Source organism: Salinispora goodfellowii, assembly GCF_059570675.1.
Map to the genome: position 1 here is coordinate 234,028 of NZ_JCANTD010000001.1, position 21,219 is coordinate 255,246.

The 21,219-nt window shown below is 69.7% G+C and carries 16 protein-coding genes; 9 read left to right on the forward strand and 7 right to left on the reverse strand.

Annotated features, from left to right (window positions below):
- Window positions 1-19: 19 nt before the first annotated feature.
- Entirely contained in the window at window positions 20-577 is a 558-nt protein-coding gene (locus tag T398_RS01140) for a dihydrofolate reductase family protein (RefSeq protein ID WP_496443606.1), read from the reverse strand.
- 151 nt (window positions 578-728) lie between these two features.
- On the opposite strand from T398_RS01140, the gene T398_RS01145 reads away from it, so the two are divergent.
- On the forward strand, window positions 729-1,154 hold the full coding sequence (locus T398_RS01145) for a hypothetical protein (RefSeq protein ID WP_496443608.1): 426 nt from the start codon (window positions 729-731) through the stop codon (window positions 1,152-1,154).
- Between the two features lie 155 nt (window positions 1,155-1,309).
- A complete protein-coding gene (locus tag T398_RS01150; RefSeq protein ID WP_496443610.1) occupies window positions 1,310-4,414 on the forward strand; it encodes a M14 family metallopeptidase in 3,105 nt (1,034 codons plus the stop codon).
- Window positions 4,415-4,613: 199 nt separating this feature from the next.
- Here the strand turns inward: T398_RS01150 and pgm are convergent, their stop codons facing one another.
- Both pgm and T398_RS01160 read right to left on the reverse strand, forming a co-directional pair.
- Window positions 4,614-6,272 (reverse strand): phosphoglucomutase (alpha-D-glucose-1,6-bisphosphate-dependent), encoded by a 1,659-nt coding sequence (pgm, locus tag T398_RS01155; protein WP_496443612.1) that lies wholly within the window; start codon window positions 6,270-6,272, stop codon window positions 4,614-4,616.
- Window positions 6,273-6,339: 67 nt separating this feature from the next.
- Window positions 6,340-7,326, reverse strand: coding sequence for an App1 family protein phosphatidate phosphatase (locus T398_RS01160; protein ID WP_496444053.1), 987 nt, complete (start codon window positions 7,324-7,326; stop codon window positions 6,340-6,342).
- 180 nt (window positions 7,327-7,506) lie between these two features.
- Between T398_RS01160 and T398_RS01165 the strand changes: the two genes are divergently transcribed.
- The 3 genes from T398_RS01165 to T398_RS01175 all read left to right on the forward strand — a co-directional run bounded on the left by T398_RS01165 (window position 7,507) and on the right by T398_RS01175 (window position 10,949).
- Window positions 7,507-9,114, forward strand: coding sequence for a hypothetical protein (locus tag T398_RS01165; protein WP_496443614.1), 1,608 nt, complete (start codon window positions 7,507-7,509; stop codon window positions 9,112-9,114).
- Window positions 9,115-9,237: 123 nt separating this feature from the next.
- A complete protein-coding gene (locus T398_RS01170) occupies window positions 9,238-9,897 on the forward strand; it encodes a hypothetical protein (protein ID WP_496443616.1) in 660 nt (219 codons plus the stop codon).
- Between the two features lie 95 nt (window positions 9,898-9,992).
- The gene (locus tag T398_RS01175; RefSeq protein ID WP_496443618.1) at window positions 9,993-10,949 is read left to right on the forward strand and encodes a TAXI family TRAP transporter solute-binding subunit; all 957 of its coding nucleotides are present in this window, start codon (window positions 9,993-9,995) and stop codon (window positions 10,947-10,949) included.
- A 7-nt stretch (window positions 10,950-10,956) separates the two neighbouring features.
- Here the strand turns inward: T398_RS01175 and T398_RS01180 are convergent, their stop codons facing one another.
- The 4 genes from T398_RS01180 to T398_RS01195 form a co-directional block, all read right to left on the reverse strand.
- Window positions 10,957-12,381, reverse strand: coding sequence for a sensor histidine kinase (locus tag T398_RS01180; protein WP_496443620.1), 1,425 nt, complete (start codon window positions 12,379-12,381; stop codon window positions 10,957-10,959).
- Between the two features lie 6 nt (window positions 12,382-12,387).
- Entirely contained in the window at window positions 12,388-13,044 is a 657-nt protein-coding gene (locus T398_RS01185; protein ID WP_496443622.1) for a response regulator transcription factor, read from the reverse strand.
- A gap of 253 nt (window positions 13,045-13,297) precedes the next feature.
- Window positions 13,298-15,055, reverse strand: coding sequence for a CDP-glycerol glycerophosphotransferase family protein (locus tag T398_RS01190; protein WP_496443624.1), 1,758 nt, complete (start codon window positions 15,053-15,055; stop codon window positions 13,298-13,300).
- A 369-nt stretch (window positions 15,056-15,424) separates the two neighbouring features.
- Window positions 15,425-16,021: a TetR/AcrR family transcriptional regulator gene (locus tag T398_RS01195; RefSeq protein ID WP_496444055.1), complete on the reverse strand. Its 597-nt coding sequence runs from the start codon at window positions 16,019-16,021 to the stop codon at window positions 15,425-15,427.
- A gap of 213 nt (window positions 16,022-16,234) precedes the next feature.
- Between T398_RS01195 and T398_RS01200 the strand changes: the two genes are divergently transcribed.
- From T398_RS01200 to T398_RS01215, 4 genes are read left to right on the forward strand one after another with little or no spacing between them, the layout of a single operon-like run.
- Window positions 16,235-17,128: an ABC transporter permease gene (locus T398_RS01200; RefSeq protein ID WP_496443626.1), complete on the forward strand. Its 894-nt coding sequence runs from the start codon at window positions 16,235-16,237 to the stop codon at window positions 17,126-17,128.
- Window positions 17,121-17,930, forward strand: coding sequence for an ABC transporter ATP-binding protein (locus T398_RS01205; RefSeq protein ID WP_496443628.1), 810 nt, complete (start codon window positions 17,121-17,123; stop codon window positions 17,928-17,930). Before T398_RS01200 ends, T398_RS01205 begins: the two co-directional genes overlap by 8 nt.
- A gap of 46 nt (window positions 17,931-17,976) precedes the next feature.
- The gene (locus tag T398_RS01210) at window positions 17,977-19,491 is read left to right on the forward strand and encodes a D-ribitol-5-phosphate cytidylyltransferase (protein ID WP_496443630.1); all 1,515 of its coding nucleotides are present in this window, start codon (window positions 17,977-17,979) and stop codon (window positions 19,489-19,491) included.
- 25 nt (window positions 19,492-19,516) lie between these two features.
- Window positions 19,517-21,196, forward strand: coding sequence for a CDP-glycerol glycerophosphotransferase family protein (locus T398_RS01215; RefSeq protein WP_496443632.1), 1,680 nt, complete (start codon window positions 19,517-19,519; stop codon window positions 21,194-21,196).
- Window positions 21,197-21,219 lie beyond the last annotated feature (23 nt).

Genomic DNA, 21,219 nt, shown 5'->3' on the forward strand with positions numbered 1-21,219 from the left:
GGCGATGGACTCCTACGACTCAGCGCGCGCGGCGGTAGTGCATGGCCACCACGCCGTTGCGCAACGGCTCCGCCGAGAGCAGCTCGAGCTGGCGCGTGCTGGGCAGGCCGCCCTCGTACAGCCTCGGACTGTGGCCGGCGATCCGGGGATGGACGAGCAACCGGTACTCGTCGATCAGGTCCAGCCGGTCGAGCTCGATCGCGAGCTTGCCGCTTCCGAGCAGGACCCCGGCAGGGGTCGCGTCCTTGAGCCTCTGCACGCCCGCGCGCAGATCGCCGACGATGTGGTGACTGTTGGTCCACGGAAAGTCCGTGCGCGTCGACGACACCACAAACTTGGGTTTGGCCTCCAGTTTGACCGCCCACTCGCGCATGGCCGGCGGCGCCTCCACGTCGCCGCGGGCAACGGCCGGCCAGTAACTCTCCAACATCTCGTAGGTGACGCGCCCCCAGAGCATTGCCCCGGCCGCGTCCATGAGCTGGGTGAAGAGGGCGTGCGTCTCGTCGTCAGCGATCCCCTCCTGGTGGTCGACGCAACCGTCCAGGGTCAGGTTGAAACTGAAGGTGAGCAGTCCCATGGCCAGTGATTCTAGGGCCTGCCCCCAAGCCGGCCAGGCCTTGAAATTTCCGGCGCGTCGCGGCACCAGGAGGGCGTCGTGGGCAGCGAACTCGAGGTATCCGCGCGCCCGTCTCCCACCAGCCAGCCGGGTGCGGCGTAGCGTCACAGCCGTGGGTGCGGAGGAGAGCCGAGACTGGCAAGAACAGCGACGACGGGCGGTGGCGGCGCATGCCGCGGCCGATGAGCACCGTCGGCGCGCCGAGCAGGCGGAGGCCGCCGAGTTGGTCGCGGATTTCGTGGCCGAAGCCCGCCGTCGCGGCCTGCCACCCGAGCGGCTCACGGCGACCGGACACGGAGGCCGAGGGCGCTACCGGACCCGGCTGCAAGGCTGGTACGTGGACCGGGCCCGCAGCCGGGCCGTGGACGTGGACGGCCGATTCCATCTCCTGGTCGTGCCCGGCGGCCTTCGCGCCCGGCTCTTCGGCGTGAATCCGCAGCCCAGCCCAGCGCCGCTGGTCATCGGTGCGGGTGGGCGCGACGGTGAGTCAGTGCCGCTGCGGACGCTGCTGCGCCGACGGCTGGGCGACGCCGACTGACCAACCCCGGACGAGCGAGCAGCAAACGCGCCGTACGGGCGGCGACGTACCTCAGTGGTCCCCTCCATCGCGAAGAGCTACCCAGACGTTTGATTGACAGCCGTTGACGGATGGCGAAAGCTCGCGGCACAGGCCCTTCCATCCCAGGAGGCGCGATGAGGCGCACACGGCTGGCGATTGCCGGCGTGTTTACCCTGGTCGGCGCATTGGCGCTGACCGCACCGGCAACCGCACAACCGGGGTCCGAACCGGGCAGCCGGGACAGTCTGGAGGTGTACGTCGGCACGGTCGACCCGCAACAGCTGGAACAGCTACGGCAGGCCGGGGTCGACCTCGGCCACGGGCACAGCGAGACCGACCACTCCGGCGACACCCGCGTTGAGACGGTTCTCAGCAAACGACAGGCAGCCCGGTTGGCCAGCCAGGGCGTGCAGCTGGAGGTCAAGAAGGTACGCGGCAAGCCGGCCAGCGAGGTGCTGCGGGAGCAGGCCGCCGCGGGTTGGTCCGCATTCCGGTCCTACAGCGAGCCGGGCGGCATCCGAGACGAGATCACCGCCACCGCCGCCCGCTACCCGGACCTGACGAAGGTGATGACGATCGGCCGCAGCCACCAGGGCCAACCGATCCTCGCCGTCAAGGTAACCAAGAACGCGGACAAGACCCGGGATGGCAAACGGCCGGCGGTGCTGTACGGCAGCGCGCAGCACGCCCGTGAGTGGATCACGCCGGAGATGACCCGGCGACTGATGCACCACGTCCTCGACAGCTACGGCACGGACCGGGAGATCACCCGGCTGGTGGACAGCACCGAGCTGTGGTTCCTGCCCGTCGCCAACCCGGACGGCTACGACCACACCTTCACCCCCGGCAACCGGCTCTGGCGCAAGAACCTGCGGGACAACGACGGCGACGGGCAGATCACCACCGCCGACGGCGTCGACCTGAACCGCAACTGGGGCTTCAAGTGGGGATACGACAACGAGGGCTCCTCCCCCGACCCGAACAGCAACACCTACCGGGGGCCCAGCCCGCACTCGGAGCCCGAAACCCGGGCGCTGGACCAGCTGTTCCGACGGGTCGGCTTCGAGTTCTTCGTGAACTACCACTCCGCCGCCGAGCTGCTGCTCTACGGCGTGGGCTGGCAGGTCGCCACCCCCACCCCGGACGACATCATCTACGAGGCGATGGTCGGTGACGACGAGAACCCGGCCGTGCCCGGCTACGACCCGGACATCTCCGCCGAGCTGTACACCACCAACGGCGACACCGACACTCACGCCACGGTCCGCTACGGCACCCTCGGCTTCACCCCGGAGATGTCGACCTGCCAGGCCGCGGCGGCCTCCGACCCGGACGACGAGTGGCTACCGGAGGACTGCGTCAGCGGCTTCATCTTCCCGGACGACGAAAAGCTGATCTCCGCGGAGGTGGCGAAGAACCTGCCGTTCGCCCTGGCCGTGGCGCAGTCGGCACACGACCCGGACGAGCCGGTGTCGGTCGTCGGCCGCAGCACCCCGGACTTCGTGGTGGACACCTTCGACACGTCGTACGGCCGCAACCAACAGGTCGCCTCGATCACCCGACGGGCGCTGCGCAACGTCCGGATGCACTACACGATCAACGACGGCCGGACCAAGACCGTCAGCGTCCGCGAGTGGAAGGGCGGTGAGCGCTACGGCGACACCCACGACGACTACTACGCCGAGCTGCGGGGCAAGGTGCAGGGCGCCAAACCCGGCGACCAGGTCGAAGTCTGGTTCAGCGGCAAGAAACCCAAAGCGGGGAAGGTGACCAGCGAACGCTTCACCTACCAGGTGCATGACGACGTCGGCGGCGACGTCCTGGTGCTGGCCATGGAGGATGTCAACGGGCCGACTCCGGACCAGGACGCCACCAGCGCGAAGTACGCCGACGAGATGGCCGACGCGCTGACCGCGGCCGGGCGCACCAGCGACGTGTACGACTTTGACACGATGGGTCGCCAGGCCCCACACCACCTGGGTGTGCTGTCGCACTACCAGATGGTGCTCTGGGAGACCGGCGACGACATCATCCCGCGTGCTCCGGGGCAGGTGCCGGGCACCATCGCCCGGGCAGCGGTGGAGACCGAGTTGGCCGTCCGGGACTACCTGAACGAGGGCGGCAAGCTCCTGCTCAGCGGTGAGTACGCGCTCTACGCCCAAGCCGCCAACGGCGCGTACGGCTACCAGCCGAACGGGCCGGCGGAGTGCACCGACCCAAGCGACGAGACGTGCCTGCCGGCGCTCAACGACTTCCAGCAGTACTGGCTGGGGGCCTTCACCTACGTGAGTGACGGTGGCACCGGTGAGACCGGACCGTACCCGGTGACCGGCACCGACGACCGGTTCACCGGCTTCGCCGGCGCGCTCAACGCACCGGGCTCGGCGGAGAACCAGGAGCACACGGCATCGTTCCTGACCACCTCGGGCTTCCTGCCACCGGAGCAGTTCCCGCAGTTCGACAGCGCGGCACCGCTCGGCTGGGAGCGGCCGGGGGGCGCGCCGTTCGACCCGCGTACCGGTGACTGGTACCTGTGGAGCGGCCAGACCAACAACTCGTACAAGCGGCTCACCCAGACCGTTGACCTCACCGGCGCCAACGCCGCCGAACTGCGCCTCTTCACCTCATACGACATCGAGACGAACTGGGACTACCTGATCGTCGAGGCGCACGAGGTGGGCAGCGACAGCTGGACGACCCTGCCGGACGCCAACGGCCGGACCACCACCGAAACCGGGGACAGCTGCGAGGCGGGCTGGGTCGAGGCGCTACATCCGTGGCTCGCCCGATACCAGGGCGAGGACTGCTCGCCGACGGGCACCACCGGCAGTTGGAACGCCATCACCGGCGCCTCCGGCGGCTGGCAGGAGCTCGTCATCGACCTCTCCGGGTACGCCGGTAAGGAGGTTGAGCTGTCGATCTCGTACATCTCGGACTGGAGCACCCAGGGTCTGGGGGTCTTCCTTGACGACACCCGGGTGATCGTGGACGGCACCACGGTCAGCGACACCTCGTTCGAGACGGACCTGGGTGGCTGGGCGCTGGCCGGCCCGCCGCCCGGCTCGGCCGAAACCATGGAGAACTGGGTGCGCAGTCAGCAGGCCTTCGCGGAGGGGTCGGCGGTGGTCACCGCGGACACCGTCTACCTCGGCTTCGGCCTGGAAGGGTTGGCTCCGGAGGCCCGGGCTGACCTGGTCCAGCGGACGATAGACCATCTGTTCGCGGCAGATCGCCGCTAACGGTTCGTGGCGCCGGCGGTCCACGGAGGCCGCCGGCGCCCGCGCGGCTACGGTCGGGGGCGTCCGGGCCAACCGCACCGTCGGCGGCCGACGAAGTCCCGCCGCGCCAGCCCGGATGTGGTGAGTTGGGCAGCTGGATCAGATCCGGCTCGGACTGGTGCTGCACGGTCTGCGACCTCCCGCTCGGTGGCCCGTTGACTCACCCGCCCGAAGCCGCCGCCAGCACCGACGAGACCAGTTCCTTCGCCTCCGCCTGGATTCGCGCCAGCTGCTCGGGCCCCTGGAACGACTCGGCGTAGATCTTGTAGACATCCTCGGTGCCGGAAGGGCGGGCGGCGAACCAACCGCTCTCGGTGGTGACCTTCAGGCCACCGATCGGGGCCCCGTTACCCGGTGCGCGGGTGAGCGTGGCCGTGATCGGCTCACCGGCCAACTCGGTAGCCGTCACCTGTTCTGGCGAGAGTCGACCGAGCACCGCCTTCTCCGCCCGGCTGGCGGGAGCGTCGATCCGGGCGTACGCGGGTGCGCCGAACCGCCCAGCCAGCTCCGCCCAGTGCTCGCTCGGGCTCCGGCCGGTGGTGGCGATGATCTCGGACGCCAGCAGGCAGAGCAGGATGCCGTCCTTGTCGGTGGTCCAGGTGCTGCCGTCGCGACGCAGGAAGGAGGCACCGGCGCTCTCCTCGCCACCGAAGCCGACCGCGCCGTCGAGCAGGCCCGGCACGAACCACTTGAAGCCGACCGGCACCTCCAACAGCGGGCGCCCCAGGTCGGCGGCCACCCGGTCGATCATCGACGAGGAGACCAGGGTCTTGCCGACGGCGGCGTCCGGCGCCCACCGCGTCCGGGTCCGGAACAGGTGGGCGATGGCCACCGTCAGGTAGTGGTTCGGGTTCAGCAGACCGCCGTCCGGGGTGACGATGCCGTGCCGGTCGGCATCGGCGTCGTTACCGGTGGAGACCGCGAACCGGTCCCGGGCGGCGATCAGCGACGCCATCGCGTTCGGAGACGAGCAGTCCGTTCGGATCCGGCCGTCCCCGTCCAGGGTCATAAACCGCCACGTCGGATCGACGGTCGGGTTGACCACGGTGAGGTCCAGCCGATACCGGTCGGCGATCTCGCCCCAGTAGGCGACACTGGCCCCACCGAGCGGATCAGCACCGATCCGGACGCCGGCTGACCGGACCGCGTCGAGGTCGAGCACGGACGGCAGGTCGGTCACGTAGCGGCCGAGGAAGTCGTACCGGCCGGTGGTGCCGGCGGTGCGCGCCCGCGCGTACGGGATGCGGCGCACCTCCTTGAGCCCGGCGGCGAGGATCGCGTTCGCACGCCCCTGAATCCACGTCGTGACATCGGTGTCCGCCGGGCCCCCGTGGGTCGGGTTGTACTTGAACCCGCCGTCCTCCGGCGGGTTGTGCGACGGGGTGATCACGATGCCGTCGGCGAGCCCGCTGCTCCGCCCCCGGTTGTGGGCCAGGATGGCGTGGGAGACGGCCGGCGTCGGAACGTATCCGTCCCGGCTGTCCAACAGGACCGGGACCTCGTTGGCGGCGAGTACCTCCAGCGCGTCCACCGCCGCCGGGACGGAGAGCGCGTGGGTGTCCCGGCCGAGGAAGAGCGGGCCGTCGAGGCCGCACTCCCGCCGGTAGTCACAGAGCGCCTGGCTGATCGCGACGATGTGCTCGGAGTTGAACGCGTTCCGCAGCGAGGACCCCCGGTGCCCGGAGGTACCGAAGGAGACCTGCTGCCCCGGGTCCGCCGGGTCCGGGTGCTCCGCGTAGTACGCGGTGACCAGCATCGCCACGTCCACCAGGTCGGCTGGTTGGGCCGGCTGGCCCGCGCGGGGGTGCGTGCTCACCACCTGACCTCCTGATCCCGGCCCACATCAGCCGTGCCTCGACGCTATCAAGATCCGGTGGACCCGCGGCTCAGACCAGACCCGCCTCCCGCAGCAGGTGCCACAGCCCGGCCCCGTCCGGCGCCGAGAGCCACTCCTGCCCCACCGGCGGAATCGAGGCGCTGTCGCTGGCTGAGTACGGCAACGCGCCGGCGAGCATCGCCTGGGTCGGGGAGAGCCGGCGAATCGCGATCCCGGCCACGTTGTCCGGATGGGACACCGCGAACTCCCGGTAGATCTCCTGGTCATGCTGACCATCGTCGCCGACCAGTAGCCATCGCACGTCCGGGAACTCCGCGGCGAGCCGGGTCAGGGTGGCCCGCTTGTGCTCCCGGCCGCTGCGGAACCACCGGTCCGCCGTCGGGCCCCAGTCGGTGAGCAGCAACGGCCCGGCCGGATAGAGGTGCCGGGACAGAAACCGGGTCAGGGTCGGCGCCACGTTCCAGGCACCGGTGGACAGGTAGAACACCGGAGCGCCGGGGTGGGCGGTGACCAGCCGCTCGTACAGCACGGCCATCCCGGGCACCGCCGCCCGGGCATGCTCGTCCAGGACGAACGTGTTCCAGGCGGCCAGCAGGGGCCGGGGCAGCGTGGTGACCATGACCGTGTCGTCAACGTCGGAGATCACCCCGAAGCGCACCCGGGGGTCAAGAATCCGCACCGGCGCCTGAACCGGCTCGGCCTCCGGGACCCGGATGCGCACCGAACCCCATCCCGGGGGCAGGTCGACCGGCACGATCGTGTCCACGAAGCCGCTGCGGTCGGTTCGCGTCTCGTGCCGCTCGCCCCCCGACTCGATGTCCACCTGGACATGCTTGGCCGGCAGGGTGGCGAAGCTACGCCAGCCCCGAACCTTCTCCGGCCGGCCTCGCTGCCGGTTGTCCGGCCGCCGCAACAGCACCCGACACATCACCCGGACCCAGCCCGGACCCCCGTAGCCCGGGTAGGCCACGGTGTGGATCCGCCAACCGGTGCGCCGGAGCCGCCGCTCGACCAGACGGTGTACGGCGTCCTCCATCCGCGCGGCCCGGTGTAGTTGAGGTACGGCCAGTTGGCCGGCGGAAGTCGGTGGCACACGGCCACCCTGCCACAACCGACCTACCGCGACCACGCGAGGTGAACGGGCCGGCACCGAACCGCTCCGCCCCGCCGAGTGCCTGTGACACACTCCGGTGAGGAGGATGACGGGGGCCTGGTCGTGTCGCAACCTCTACCGCGCCGTGGGCGGTGGCGCCGGCGGCTGGACCTGCCGGCGCTCGTAGCGCTGGTGCTCGGGTTGGCCGGCGTCGGATACCGGCTGCTCCTCACCCTGGCCACGGTCCCGCCGGCAAACAGCGACGAGGCGACGTTCGGACTCGCCGCCCTACACATCGCCGCTGGCCAGGAGCGGCCCGTGTTCCTGTACGGGCAGCACTACATGGGGATGCTGGAGTCGTACCTCGCGGCGCCCCTGCTCGCGCTTTTCGGGCCGAGCTGGCCGGCACTCCGGCTGCCGCTGCTGGCCCTCTACGCGCTCTTCCTCTGGCTGATCCATCGGCTGACCCGCCGGATCGGCTCCCCCTGGTTCGCCACCCTGATCGTCGGCCTACTCGCGCTCGGTTCAGAGCGGGTGATCCGGGACCAGCTGACCGCGGTGGGCGGGCGCCCGGAGGGGAAGGTGGCGGTGCTGCTGATGCTGCTGGTCGTGGTGGGGCTGGCCCGGGGGACGCTCCGGCTCCGCCGGCTGGCTGTCGGTCTGTTCGGCCTGCTCGCCGGGGTGGCCGTCTGGTCCGACTGGCTGCTCCTGCCCTACGTCGGGGCCGCCACTCTGGCGCTGCTGTGGGCGGCCCGCCGCGACCTGCTCGGCTGGGCGGGCGCGCTGCTGGTCGCCGGATTCGCGCTCGGCGTCGCACCGATGATCGCGTACTACCGCACCGCCGGCCCGGGTAGGGACCCGCTGTCGGTGCTCCGTCAGGTCCACGACGATCTGGACCCACCGCTGGCCCAGCGGTTCGCCGGTGCCGTACTGGAGGGGGTGCCGCTGGCCACCGGGCTCTGCCCCGTCGACGGGTGCAGCCGCTGGCCGAAGTGGTTCGGCCTGCTCTACCCGGCGCTGCTGGTGATCGCGGCCGTGGTCGCGGTCGTCGCGTATCGGCGGGCCACCGGACGGGCCGCGCGGGTCGCCCCGGTCGTGCACCTCGCGCTGGTCGTCGGCGCGGCGTTGACCCTCCTGTCGTACGTGCGCAGTTCGGTCGCCGCCACGGATCCCCTGGCTAACGCCCGCTACCTGGCGCTGCTGCACCTGTCCCTACCCGCGGTGCTGTGGCCGCTCTGGCAGGCGGCGGTCGCGGCCCTCCAGGGCACCGCCGGTGTGTTTGGTCGGCTGGCCGGCACGCTCGCCGCGGCGTTCCTCGCCGCGCTGGCCGCCGCCGCTTCGGTGGTCACGGTTTCGTTCATCACCACCGGCACCGCCGCTCCTCGGGCCAACGAGCGCGCCGCCCGGGAGTTGGCGGACACGCTGCGCGCAACCGGTCCCCACGAGGTCTACGGGACTTACTGGACCTGCAACCGCCTGATCTTCAACACGGACGAGGAGGTGGCCTGCGGGGTCCTTGACGACGAGCTCAACCCGGGACACAACCGCTACCCCGCCTACTGGGACCGGGTGGCGGTGGCGAGCCGGCCCGGATATGTGGTGGAGCCCGGATCGCCCCAGGAACAACGCCTGCGCCAACTGCTCGGCGAACGAGCTGACGCCTCCCTCATCGCCGACACCGACGAGTATCGGGTGTATCACCCAGAGATACCGCTCCGGCCTTGGCAGTAGGGCGACCCGTCGTCAACCGCCGCCACACCCGCAAGATTTCCTCAAGGCTTGACCCAATCGGTTCCCTACGCCTGTGACAGCCGTCACCGTAGGGGAAATCCGACGCCGCTAAGGAGTCCCACGGTGAACCCGACCTTGCTGGACCGTCCCCGGTCAGCGTCGACCCCACCGCCGCTGGACCGGCGGACCCTGACCGCCGCGTTCGAGGCCGCCTGTCTCCTGCGCTGCGCGACCGCGCCGACGGCGGCCCGACGCCAGCGGGGCGCCCCCGGCCACCCGCCCGGGCGGGTGGAGTTCAACCGCGAGGACGCGGCACAGCGGCTCCGTCACCTGCTCCACCAGCTCGAGGTTCCGGTCACGCACGAACGCGCCATCGGCGGGCTACGCCGCCGCTACGAGCTGCACCGGCTGACCATCGCCCCGGCCCAACAACCCGGGTACGCCGCCACCCTGGCTGCCAGCTGGCGCCGCGGACGCGGGGAACTCATCGGTGCGCCGGTGCGCGACGCGTCCCTCCCCCGACGAGTGGGGCGGACCCGGCTGGCCGCAGCGGCCTGGCGCGCCGCGCTGTTGGCCGGTGGCCGGCACATCCGCCGGCACATCCTCGGAATCCGGGTGACCGACCGGGACCTGGCGGCGATCCTCGTCCGGAGCGCCGCCCTGCTGGACGCACCGGCGATACTGCGCCCTGGCACCGGCTGCTATCTGGTGAGCGTGCCACACGGGCCGGCCCGGGTACGGATCATGCAGGCCACCGAGCTGGGGCCGCCACCCCCGAGCTGATGAACAGCTGATCTTATCGGTGGGTGGGCGGGTCGAGCGCCGGGACCGGATCGGCGGACGATCCGGGTTGCGCTCGACCACGCGTCCGGCGCACAGTGCAGCGCGTGATCAGAGTCCCAGGTCGCCGCCACTACGCGGTGCTACCCGTACTGCTTCTGGCGATGGCGCTGCCGGGTCTCACCGGATGCCAGCACGGCCCGCCACCAACCGTGCAGATCCGAATCGCCACCGGCAGTCCCACCGCCGTCTACTACGCCTTCGGACAGTCACTGGCCACCATCCTCAACCGGGAACTGCCGAACGTCGAGGCTGAGGTGCTGGTGACCGCCGCGTCGGCGGAGAACATCCGGCTGGTGAGCGCTGGCGAAGCGGAACTCGGCTTCACCCAGGCCGACGCGCTCCCCGCCGTCCCGGCCACGCCGCCGACGATGGCCGCCGTGGCCCGCGTCTACGACGACCTCCTACACCTCGTCACCACCCCGACCAGTAGCGTCCGTACCCTCGCCGACCTGCGGGGCCGGCGGGTCTCGGTGGGGGCATCCGGCTCCGGCACCGAGATCACCACGTCCCGACTGCTCGACGTGGCCCAGCTCGGCGGGGACGCGGTACGCCGGGAGCGGCTCGGCCTGGACGACTCGGTCGAGGCGCTGCGGGCCGGCCAGATCGACGCGTTCTTCTTCTCCGGCGGCCTACCGGTGGGGGCGGTGGCGACGCTGGCCGCACAACGGCGCGTCCGGCTGGTCGACCTGGGCGAGTGGAGCACGCCGCTACGCGCCCAGCATCCCGGCTTCTACGTCTCCCGGGACGTTCCCCGCTCGGTGTACGGCGTGGACCCGGTGACCACCGTCGCCAACCCGAACTACCTGATCGTCCGGGCCGGCCTGCCAGCGGGACTGGTCCGGGACCTGACCCGGCTACTGATGGAGCGACGCGAGGAACTGGCGTCGGCGCACCCCGCAGCCGGCCGGATGAGTCCTCGCTCGGCCATCAACACCACGCCCCTACCACTGCACCCTGGGGCAGTGGCCTGGTACAACGCGGTCAAACCGTAGCCACCGGTCAGCACCGAGCCGCAGGGCGGGACGCGTCCTGCTCCCCGTCGTCGGCGGTAGCGGGCAGCGACGCGGGAAACCAGAGGGCAGCGACCAGGCCATGGGGCTGGTTCGGACGCATGCTGAGCCGCCCCGCGGAGGCGTCCACCAGGACGGCGACGATGGCCAGCCCCAGCCCGGCACCATCGATGTTCTGCGCCTCCGGCGCCCGCCAGAACCGTTCGGTCGCCTGGTCGAGCTGGCTGGCTGTCATACCCGGGCCGGTGTCGCATACCTGCAGGGTCGTCCCGTCCTCCCGACCCCGAACCGTCACCGTCACCTCACCCCCCGCGACGCTGAACTTCACCGCATTGTCGATCAACGCGTCCAGCGCCTGGTCAACGGCGGTCGGCACGGTTCTCGCGTACGCCGGGGCAGCATCGGGGTCCAGCCGCAGGGTAATCCCCCGGCGGCGCGCGAGCGGCTCCCACGCCGCGACCCGGCTCGCGGCGACCGCTGCCGCGTCAACGGTCACGCGCAGGTTCTCCGTCCGCTCGGCCCGAGCCAGGGTGAGCAGCGCATCCAGCACCAGCGCCAGCCGGTCGGTCTCCGCCAGGGCAAGCTGGTGCTCGGCCGCGCCCTGCGGGTCACCCAGGCTGGGCCCCAGTTCCTCGACCCGCAGCCGCAGTGCCGTCAACGGATTGCGGAGTTGGTGGCTGGCGTGCGCCACGAAGGCCCGCTGCCGATCCATCACGTCAGACACGGCCTCGGCCATATGGTTGAAGCTCTCCGCCAGGCGGCGCAGTTCGGGTGGGCCCTGCCGATGCTGCACGCGGGCGTTCCGGTCGCCCTCGCCGATCTCGTGGGTCACCGCGTCCAGCTCGGTGACCGGTCGCAGTACCCATCCGGCCAGGGCGAACGCGGTCGAGACACAGGCCAGCACCGCGAGCAGGCCGGCACCGGCGAGCAGCAGCCACCAGGTGGTGACGGCCGCCCGGATCCGATCGGTGGGGGTGGTGGTGACCACCGCGCCGAGGACCTCGCCGCCGTCGTTGATCGGCACCGCGACGACGATCGGTGCGTCCAGCCACGGCAGCACCGAGTCGGGCCCGCTGGCCTGCTGACCGGAGAGGGCCACGTCGAGCGCCCCCCGGGTGCCCGCGGCGGGTTGCCAGCTCGGCGACGCGACCACCGTCCGCCGGTCCCGGTTGACGACCGCGGCGCCGATGCCGTACAGCTCGTCGTACCGGTCCAACTCACTGCCGATCGGGCCGGTGCTGCCGCCGCGCAGCGCCGCGTCGGCCAACGACGCGAAGCGGGTCGCGTCGGCGAGCCGGTCGGCGCGGACCCGCTCGGTCTCCCGACTGGCCAGCGTGGCCGCGAGCGGGGTCTCCAGGGCAACCAGGACCAGCACCATCAGCAGCAGATAGCTGATCACCAGGCGACGGCGCACCGCACCTCACCCGTTCCGCAGCCGGTAGCCGATCCCGCGTACGGTCTCCACCAGGCGGGGGTCGCCCAGCTTGCCGCGGAGCGAGCCGACGTGCACCTCGACGGTGTGCCGGTCGGCGAAGGTGGTGCCCCAGGCGTCGAGCAGAATCCGATCGCGGGGCACGGCGACCCCGGGCTGGCGGGCCAGGGAGAGGAGCACGTCGAACTCCTTACGGGTCAGCGCCACCTCCTGGGTGTGGATGCGGACCGTCCGGGCCGCCACATCGATCTGGACCGGACCGACCTCGATCAGGTTGCGCTCTGGCGCGGCCTGGGCTGCGCGGCGCAGCACCGCCTCGATCCGGGCCTGCAACTCCACCATCGAGAACGGCTTGACCACGTAGTCGTCCGCACCGATCCGCAGCCCCAGCACCCGGTCGCGCTCCTCCCCCCGCGCGGTCACCGCGATGATCCCGAGTTGGTTGCTGCGCCGCCGCAGCTCCCGACACAGGTCGGTGCCGTCTCCGTCGGGCAGGGTGAGATCCAGCAGGGCCAGGTCGCACGGAGCTGCGCAGAGCGCGGCGGCGACCGTCGCCGCGTGCTCCACCTGGTAACCGCGCCGGGTCAGGGCCGCGGTGAGCGCGGCGGCCACCCGGTGGTCGTCCTCGACAAGCAGGATCCGCACCCAGCGCCCCCAACTCTCGCCTCCGTTGACCACGAATGGTCGCAGACATCGGCGACAAGAGGGAGAGCGGCTGCCCAACTCGAGCTGGTCGGCAACCCGGTCACAGGGCTGGGTGAACGCCAAAGGCGAGGTCGTCGCCCGCCACGTGGCGAACCCGCTGCGACAGGAATGGCATCCACCGATGACGAACAGGGGGGCATCGACGGCCCTCCCCCGCTCCGGCTACTACCTAGCCCCAGCCCGCTACCTCGACTCAGCCACAGAGCCGGACGACCTCGGCCTGGTACCGCTCCATCGCGTTCGGCTCGTCCGGCCCCAGCAGATACGTCTTCAGCTCCCGCCGCACCTCGGTCATCGGGTCGTCGCCGGCCCGAGTCAACCCGAGGATCTTCTCCAACTCTCCGCAGTCACGCGAAAGCAGGTAAGCGCCCCGCGTGGTCGGATTCTCCCGGCGGAATTCGTCCTCTGGCGATCCACCTGGGTTGGCCACCACGTACGGCCGCTGACTCTGCACGAAATCCGAAACCACACTGGACACATCGCTGATCAAAAGATCTGTCTGATTGAAACAATCAAACAACGCCGGCACGCGACCGGTCACGACGAGGTGCCGCGATCCGTCCAATGAGGTCGCCGCTGATTCGCCGTCGGCCGCGCGGATCAGGGCCACAATCCGCTCGTGCACCGCCTGGGTTTCCTTGGAACGGGAGCCGGTGAGCGGGTGGGGCTTGTAGATCAACCGGACCGCCGGGCGACTCTCCAGCAGCTCCCTGACGATTCGCTCCCCCATCAGGGTCAGCGAGGTGTGGTACTCGTCACCCGCGAGCCAGCCCTCCCAGGTGGGGGCGTAGAGCACAGTGAATGGCCGCTCGGCGACCTCCGAACCGAAGGTGTGCACACCAGCCAACTGAGGACGTCCGATTTCGACAATGTCCTCGTCACGCACGCCGACCGCCGCCCGGTCGTACCGCTCCCGGCCAGCCAACCCGGCCACCCAGACCTCGTCATACACCTTGCTGTATGGATTGACGCTTGCCTGTTTATCACTATCACCGTGGCCGACGAAGACATGCTTCATTCCCGGTTCACGGAGCATGTGGATGTTCGCACCAACATTCGCCGTATAGAGAGCGGCCCGAATGCTACCCAGGTTGAGGTTCATGAAATCAACCCCGGCCGGCACACAAACCACGGGTAGCTTGGTGTCAGCCAACGCGTCGAACGCCTCTCGACTACGCATCAACACCACCGCCCGACGCTCCAACGCCTCGGTCGGGGCCAGCCACATGTTCGCCTGGTAGACATCCTTGGCTGGACCAGCAAAGTACAGCGCCACCTCTGGCTGGTGATCAGCCAACCAGAACTGAACTTTCGGCAGCAGGGTTGGCTCGCCGGCGCCGCGGCCGCGCAGCCAGGTCGCCGCCACCACCAAGCCGACAACCGCGGCGATCGACACCGCGATCCCCCCGGTGACGAGTGCGGGGGCGACCTGGCCGGTGACCGCGGCGGCAACCGCCCCGGGGATCAGCAGAATGTTACTCAGGGCAAGCCGGTCACCAGTAGCGTCAGCAGCCCAGGACGGTGGGCGCGGCGCCGATCGATTCGAGGCGAGGTCAATGTTCCGGACCAGGGCCGGGACGGAGTTGCGCCGATCGATCATGGTGTTCAACGCGCGAGAGAGGACCGCGATCACCCACACCGAGACCACCAGCACCATCAGCCAGGCTATCGGCACCGCATCTGGGCGCACCGCGGAGATGACCAGCAGCACACTGGCGGCGTCCCGGGTGAGCTGCCGGTATGACCTGGTCAGGCCGACCTTCCCCAGCAGAGCCTTTGACACCGCCGAGAACCTTGTCAAGGTGAACTCGCCCAGCAAAGCCAGCACCACGGCCGCGACAAACAGTGCGGGTTGGCCGAGCGCGCCAGCCAGCAGCATCGCCAGGTAGCAGAACACCACCACGGCACCCCGGGCAGCACCGCCCGCCGGCCCCATCAACTTGCCGAACAATGCGTCCGCTCCCTAGAAGGTCGACAACTGGTATGGCCGGCGTGACCCGTACCACTGCTGGGACACGCCCCGGTCAGAGGCACCGGCGCAGGGCAGCGGCCCGATTCGGCCTCGACGCCGCGGGGTGCACCGGGCCAAGCCCGATGTTATCCCGCATTTACGGTTCTCCTTTAGTGTAGGCGGCTCCCTGAGCCAGGGAACACCACGGGTAGCGCCCACTACACCGTCTATTCACCCTCCCTGGACAGCGCATACTCCGCACCAGCGGCGAGCGGCGCTCCCGGCGCTCCCGGCGCTGCTCCGCGCACCGGCTGTCCGGCGCGGCGGCGGCCTGGTGGCCAACTTCCGGATTGTCGGCCGTGTTGTTCGTCAGGTCGTCGGGGTGGGGCGCGGGCGGGGCACGGCCGGAGCAGCGGCCAGCCCCGTCGCCACCACTTCCACCAACGCCTCCAGGTAGGCGTCGGTCGGTGCCGACCGGGCGATGGCGAGCCGCCAGTAGAGCGGCCCCACGATCAGGTCGATCGCCACGTCCTGGTCCACCCCGAGCGGCAGTTCACCCCGGTGCACCGCCCGTTCGACCAGCCGGCCGCCGATCTCCTGCTGCTTACTACGCAGCACCTCCTGCAGCGCCTGGTCGAGCGCCGGGTTGCGTGCCGCCTCAGCGACCAGGTCGGGGATGATCTGCGCGGCAAGCGGATGACGCAGGGCATGCTGCACCACCTGAAACAGCAGGCTCAAGTCGCCGCGCAGGCTCCCGGTGTCCAGCGCCGGCAGCTTGCTGCCGGCCGCCGCCACCACGGCCTCCAGCACCAGTGCCAGCTTGGAATTCCAACGCCGGTAGACCGCCGTCTTACTTACCCCGGCCCGACGGGCGACCGCCTCGATGGAGAGCCGGCCAAATCCCACGGCCGCGAGCTCCTGCAACAGGGCCCGACGGATGGCCGTGGTGATTTCACCCCGCAGCACCGCCGCGCCGGCGGGCGTGCGCCTCTTCCCGGCCGTCGCCGGAGACTCAATCTCGGCTCCCACGTGGGATAACCTACCGCAACGACGGTACCGTTGCGTCCTGACGTTCGGTGGACTACTGTCCAGGCAGCAGCGAGCCCGCCGCGGCGACCGGACCGCACCCGGGCAGCTCACCCCCCACCCACTGGCATGGAAGATCGGAGTGCCCAGCTCATGGCCGACACCGCCCTGGCCGGCCCCGACGCGGGCCTGACCCAGGCGCAGCTGGCCGCTCGACACGGGCTGCAGGTCGCCGGCAAGCGCCTGCCGCTACGCGAATACAGCCGTCGGCTCTGGACCTATCGGCACTTCATTTCCGCGTATGCCAGCGCAAAACTCCTTGCCTCCTACAGCAGCGCCAGGCTGGGCCAGGTCTGGCAGGTGCTGACACCACTAACCAACGTCGCGGTCTACTACCTGGTCTTCGGCGTGGTTTTGGCACAAAACGAGATCCCCAACTTTATCGCTTATCTGGCCACCGGCCTTTTTATCTTCAACTTCACCCAGACTTCGATAATGGCCGGCACCCAGTCCATCAGCGGCAACCTCGGGTTGATCCGGGCTCTGCACTTCCCCCGGGCAAGCCTGCCACTGGCCGCAACCCTCACCCAGTTCCAGCAGCTACTGGCCTCAATGATCGTGTTGATCACCATAGTGCTGGTAACCGGCGAGCCACTCACGGTGGAGTGGCTGCTGTTGCCGCCGGCCCTGCTACTCCAGGCGATCTTCAACGCCGGCATGGTGATGACGGTTGCTCGGATGGGGGCGAAAGCCAGCGACCTGAAACAGGTCATGCCATTTATTTTGCGCACGTTCATGTACAGCTCCGGCGTGCTCTACAACGTCAATCTCTTCGAGCGGCTACCCGGTTGGATCACCACCCTGGTCCAATTCAACCCGCTGCTGGTCTATATCGAGCTGGCCCGGTGCACGCTGCTGGAGCAGGCTCCGCTGCTGAACGACTCGCTGCTGCAACTCTGGCTGGTCGCAGCCGGCTGGGCTGTGGTTGCCGGCGTCGGCGGCTTCATCTACTTCTGGCGCGGCGAGCAGGAGTACGGTCGTGGTTGAGCCTTTCCGCGGGTCCGAAAAAGCCCCCGTGCTACCACACACACCCCGCATCCCCACGGTAGTCGTCGACGAGGCACACATCACCTACCGGGTACACATGGGGGCCGCCGCCGGCGGCGCGGCGGCGTCGTTGCGCCGGCTGGTCAAGCGCACCTCCGCTCCCAACGTGCGGGAGGTCCACGCGGTCAAGGGAGTCAGCTTCACCGCGTACCGGGGTGAAGCCATCGGCCTGATCGGCAGCAACGGCTCGGGGAAGTCGACCCTGCTGCGAGCGATCGCCGGACTCCTCCCGGTTGACCGGGGCGCGATCTACACCCAGGGACAGCCGTCCCTGCTCGGTGTCAACGCCGCGCTACTCAACGACCTCTCCGGAGAGCGGAACGTCATCCTCGGTTGTCTGGCCATGGGTATGCGACCGGACGAGGTCGCTCGGCTCACCCAGGAGATCATCGACTTTTCGGGCATCAACCGGCGTGGCGACTTCGCCTCACTGCCGATGCGTACCTACTCCGCTGGCATGGCGGCCCGGCTACGCTTCTCTATCGCCGCCGCAAAGAAGCACGAGGTGCTGCTCATTGACGAGGCGCTGGCCACCGGCGACAAGGGTTTCCGCAAGCGCAGCGAGCAGCGGGTCCGAGAGCTGCGGGAGAGCGCCGGCACCGTGTTCCTGGTCAGCCACCAGCTCTCCTCCATCCGGGACACCTGTGAACGGACGGTCTGGCTAGAGTCAGGTGAGCTGCGGATGGACGGCCCCACCGACGAGGTGCTCCGCGCCTATGAAGACTTCTCGAACGGCAAATAGTGTCGGGTGACCCGCAAAGGTACATCGTTGAGAGCGAGGATCGGCAATGACCCAGGACCACACCACCAGCCCGCAGAACGCGCCGGCTGCGGCGACACCGTGGCGGCCCACGCGGACGGTGGCGGTGGTACTGGCGGGCGGCACCGGGACCCGTCTCGGGCTGGGCATCCCGAAGCAACTATTGAAGATCGCCGGTAAGCCGATTATCGCGCACACCCTGGCCGTCTTCGAGGCCGCCCCCGAGATCGACGAAATCATCGTGCTGATGGCCGCTGGCCATGTCGCGGAGGCCCAGCAGATCGTCGACAAGGCCCACTTCCGCAAGGTCAGCAAGGTCATCGAGGGCGGCGACACGCGCAACGCCACCACTGGCATCGCACTGGACGCGGTCGGCGGGGACGAAGTCAACCTCCTCTTCCACGACGCAGTCCGCCCGCTGGTCAGTGCCCGAATTGTTCGGGAGTGCGTCAATGCGCTCTGGACGTACGCCGCTGTCGATGTGGCGATCCCCTCGGCCGACACCATCATCCAGGTTGACGAGGACGACTGCATCACCGACATCCCGGTCCGATCCACCCTGCGCCGCGGCCAGACCCCGCAGGCATTCCGCTCCAGCACTATCCGGGAAGCGTACCGACGGGCCGAGAGTGACCCCGATTTCGCCGCCACCGACGACTGCGGTGTAGTGCTGCGCTACCTGCCCGGGACCCCAATCAAGGTGATCGACGGTTCGGACGAGAACATCAAGGTCACCCACCCGGTCGACGTGCACCTGGCGGACAAGCTCTTCCAGCTCTCCGCCGCCCGATCGCCCCAGCTGGACGACCACCGCAGCTACAGCGAGGCGCTGACCGGCCGGACGGTGGTGATCTTCGGCGGCAGCTACGGCATCGGCCATGAACTGGCGGAGCTGGCTCAGCGTTACGGCGCGCAGGTCTTCCCGTTCAGCCGCTCCGGCACCGGTACCCACGTCCAGCGAGCCGAGGACGTCGAAGCCGCGCTCAAGACCGCATTCGAGGCAACCGGGCGAATCGACTACGTGGTGGTCACCGCCGGCATCCTGGAGAAGGGTGCGCTGGCCGAAATGGACGACGACATTGTGGATCGGATCCTGCAGGTCAACCTCGTCGGTCCGGTCATCGCCGCCCGCCAGTCGCTGCCCTATCTCCAGAGCACCAAGGGCCAGCTACTGCTCTACACCTCCAGTTCATACACCCGGGGTCGGGCCCAGTACGCGCTCTACTCCGCGACGAAAGCCGCCCTGGTCAACCTGACCCAGGCCCTCGCCGACGAATGGGCCGACTTCGGGGTCCGGGTCAACTGCATCAACCCGGAACGCACCGCGACCCCGATGCGCACCAAGGCATTCGGGGCGGAGCCCCAGCACACCCTGCTCTCTGCCGAGGCGGTCGCTCAGGCATCCCTGGATGCACTGATCTCGGAGCTCACCGGCCAGGTTGTAGACGTGCGCCGGGCGCCCGACGAGCCGGTGACAGCCGTGCCGACCCAGCCGTCCCCGCCCGCCGGGGAAGCACTTCTCAGCGGCTCCAGCGCCAGCTGACCGAAGAACGGAGGCAGCCGGCGACATGCGTGGGGACCTGGTCCGGAAGCTGCATGCCCGGGTGTTGACCACCGGGCTGGCGGTGCTGGCATTCCTCGTTGTGACGCTGACCGGGGCAACCGGTTGGGGTATCACGATCGCCGTGGCGGCCCTCACCGCCGCCGCGGTGGAGCGCCAGGTACGACCGAAAGCGAATATCGCTGCCGAGACGGTCCTGATCACCGCCACGATCCTGGTGGCCTACGCCCACCGGATCGGTCCGTCGCTCGCCCTGACCGCACCGCTCCTGCTCGGCCTGGTGCTGCTGGTCGGGCCACTGCGGGATGCCAGCGCGCACGAGAATCGGGCAGCCAACCTCCCGGTCCGCACGTGGACCGCGGCGATCGGCACCCGGCTCGACGACGTGCTGCTCGGACTACTCGCCGTGGTCGCCGTGGCCGCCGGCCTTGACCTGCCCGTCTGGGTGACCCTGCCCGCCGTGCTGCTGGTCGTGGCGATAAGCGGTGTGGTCGGGTTGAGACTGGCTCGGGGCCGGTTCCGGCAGCCGTCCGCGGGCAGCGGGGTGGGGCGGGCGGTACGCCTGCACCAGCCCGAGTTTCTGCTCTACTTCTCCGCCCCGCCCGGCTCCGAGTACCAGGTCAAGATGTGGCTACCACACCTGGAGCAGATCGGTCGGCCGTTCCTGGTGCTCGTACGGGAGCCCGAATTTCTGGCCAGTGTCGCCGCCGCAACCCGGGCGCCGGTCATCCTCTGCCCAACGATCAAGGGCATGGATGAGGTGCTGGTGCCAAGTCTGAAGGTGGCGTTCTACGTCAACCACGGCGCGAAGAACAGCCACTGCGTCCGTTTCACCCGGCTCACCCACGTGCAGCTACACCATGGCGACAGCGACAAGGCCCCCAGCGCCAACCCGGCATCGGGTACCTTCGACCGAATCTTCGTGGCCGGCCAGGCAGCAATCGACCGATATGCTCGCGCCGGCGTCCACCTCCCCGCCGAGAAATTCGTCGTGGTCGGCCGTCCCCAGGCCGCGGGGATCGAAGTACGCCGGGGACCGGTCACCACCGCCGCGCCGACCGTGCTCTACACGCCGACCTGGACCGGTCACCACGCGGACACCGACTACTGCTCGCTTCCGATCGCGGAGACGCTGCTCCGGGGCCTACTGGAGCGGGGCGTGACGGTAATCCTGCGGGCCCACCCGTACACCTCCCAGAACCCGGCCTCCGCACGGCAACTCGCTCAGCTACACGGCCTACTCTCCGCCGACCGGGCCCGCACCGGAAGGGAACACGTGTTCGGTGCCGCCAGTCGCCGGCTGAGCCTCGCCGAGTGCGTCAACCGCTCGGACGCATTGGTCTCCGACGTGTCCGGGGTCGTCTCCGACTACCTCTACTCCGGCAAGCCGTACGCGGTAACCGACATGCTGGACCTGGGTGACCGGTTCCCGATCGACTTTCCCCTCGCCGCATCCGGGTATGTGCTGCGGCGGGACACCCCCGACGCGGGCGCCGTGCTGGACCTGCTACTCGGCCAAGACCCGCTGGCCGAGTCACGGTGGGCCACCCGGACGCGCTACCTGGGCGACTTTCCCGCCGACTCGTATGCCGAGCGCTTCCTCACCGCCGCTCGTCAGGAACTCGACGAGCAGGACACCGTGGTGGTGCCGGCCCCGCGGGCAGCGGACACCGCTGCCACCACCTGACTTCCCTCCCACCCGCGCCCGCC